The organism is Profundibacterium mesophilum KAUST100406-0324 (assembly GCF_009835145.1).
In the GTDB taxonomy this organism is placed as follows: domain Bacteria; phylum Pseudomonadota; class Alphaproteobacteria; order Rhodobacterales; family Rhodobacteraceae; genus Profundibacterium; species Profundibacterium mesophilum.
On sequence record NZ_APKE01000063.1, the window covers coordinates 1 to 1,537 of the forward strand.

Sequence of the window (1,537 nt, forward strand, 5' to 3'; positions counted from 1 at the left end):
CTCGCCGATCGAGGCCACCAGGCTCAGCACCCCGGCCTCCGACACCGGCCGCAGCCGCCCGGCGGGCGCGATGCCCACCTCCGCAACCGCCACGTGCGAGATTGTCTTGATCTGCTCAGCCATCGCTGGCCTCAATGGATGCGTGATCAATCACCCCTTCCAGGGGACCTAGATGAAGGCGACCGTCATGATCGAGCAGATCGCTCAGGCCCTCGGCCTGACAAAACTCGCGGGTGAAACCATCAACCTCGTCCGCACAGAATTCGAGGCTGTCAATCGACGCTTGGGGAAGGGAGACACAACCGCCCTGCGCCTGCAGATCGCTCAGCTCTCCGAGAAGATCGCGGACACCCAGCTGAAACTCCACGATATAACCCAGAAACTGGTTGAGGCTCAGGGCGCGATCGAGGACTTCGAGGCCTTCCGCGAGGAGCGCGCGCACTACGGCCTTGTCAAGCTTGCCGGTGGGGGCATCGTGCTCGAACGCCAACTCCATCAGGGCAGCGTCGTACCGCACCATTATATCTGCGCACCGTGCGCGCAGCATCTCAAGATCAGCTACCTGCAGCCCGCCGGGCGACACCTTCGCTGCCCTGAGTGCGGTGAGAAGTTCGACAATGAGCCCCCGCCCGAAGGTGGGATCGTCAAAGTCAATCGCGGGCACTGGGGGGAGCTGTGATATATCACGCATCCTGCGGTCCTCTCGTCATCGTGTAGAAAAAGCGCCATTCGTCCCGCACCCGCAGACGCTCGCAGTGGATCTCGGCGCCATGCTGGCGCAGCTCGGCGACGCAGCTGTTGATCGCGCAGACATGAGAGCGGCGGGCGATATCGCGGGTGCTGTGCGGCAGGTGCCGGCATGCATGGGCGCGGTGCGCTGGCGCCCGGACATGAGTTGTCCCAAGATTTTCCCCCGGCATCACTCGCTCTCCTTTTCGAACCGGGTCCGCACCATCTGCTCGCCCTGCGTCGTGGCCAGCCGGCCGAGGCGCAGCAGCCCCGGGCCCTGGCGCGGGTCGTCGATCCTGTTGGTGATCTCGATCGCCAGGGCGATCTTCTGCGCGTCGGTCATCTGCTCGACGCAGCGCAACGCACGCAGCCCGTGGGGCTGAGTTATCTCGGCCATGATCCTGGCTCCCCTGAAGGTAATGGTAAGGCGCGCCGGCCCCGACATCCGTCGGTCGGCCCTTCGGCAGGCAGTCGTGCTACCTTGGCGGCACCGGCGGAGATGAACCCTTCCGCCGGTGCCTATCGAACCCACCAAAACCAACTTGAGGGATCCGAATTCCATGAGTGACGACAACAATGACAAGCGCGAGCGCGAAGAATACGCCCAGAACTCGGTCGGCCCGCGCCATCCCAAGCTGCCGGGCAGAAGCGAAAGCAAGCCCGCGCCGCCCCCGAAAAAGGACAAGTGACGATGCGCCGAAACCTTGAGTTGATCCGCTTCAATGTGCTGAGAAACGCGCTCTACCACACGGCGCGCCGCCGTGCGCTGGAGCGGATCAACCGCAGCTTCAATCTGCTGGTCCTGCTG

Annotated in this window: 4 protein-coding genes; 2 read left to right on the forward strand and 2 right to left on the reverse strand. The window is 64.0% G+C overall.

The window, feature by feature from the left end:
- The first annotated feature begins 187 nt into the window (after positions 1–187).
- Positions 188–679 carry a hypothetical protein gene (locus PMES_RS16180; RefSeq protein WP_159966750.1) on the forward strand — a complete coding sequence of 164 codons (492 nt, stop codon included), beginning with the start codon at positions 188–190 and terminating at the stop codon, positions 677–679.
- A gap of 4 nt (positions 680–683) precedes the next feature.
- On the opposite strand, the gene PMES_RS16185 is transcribed toward PMES_RS16180, so the two are convergent.
- Together PMES_RS16185 and PMES_RS16190 are read right to left on the reverse strand one after the other, a co-directional pair.
- Positions 684–920 carry a hypothetical protein gene (locus PMES_RS16185; protein ID WP_159966751.1) on the reverse strand — a complete coding sequence of 79 codons (237 nt, stop codon included), beginning with the start codon at positions 918–920 and terminating at the stop codon, positions 684–686.
- Positions 920–1,126: a hypothetical protein gene (locus PMES_RS16190; protein WP_159966752.1), complete on the reverse strand. Its 207-nt coding sequence runs from the start codon at positions 1,124–1,126 to the stop codon at positions 920–922. Before PMES_RS16190 ends, PMES_RS16185 begins: the two co-directional genes overlap by 1 nt.
- Before the next feature lie 163 nt (positions 1,127–1,289).
- Between PMES_RS16190 and PMES_RS16900 the strand changes: the two genes are divergently transcribed.
- Positions 1,290–1,418, forward strand: a complete 129-nt coding sequence (locus PMES_RS16900; RefSeq protein WP_268892435.1) for a hypothetical protein — start codon at positions 1,290–1,292, stop codon at positions 1,416–1,418.
- Positions 1,419–1,537: the final 119 nt, after the last annotated feature.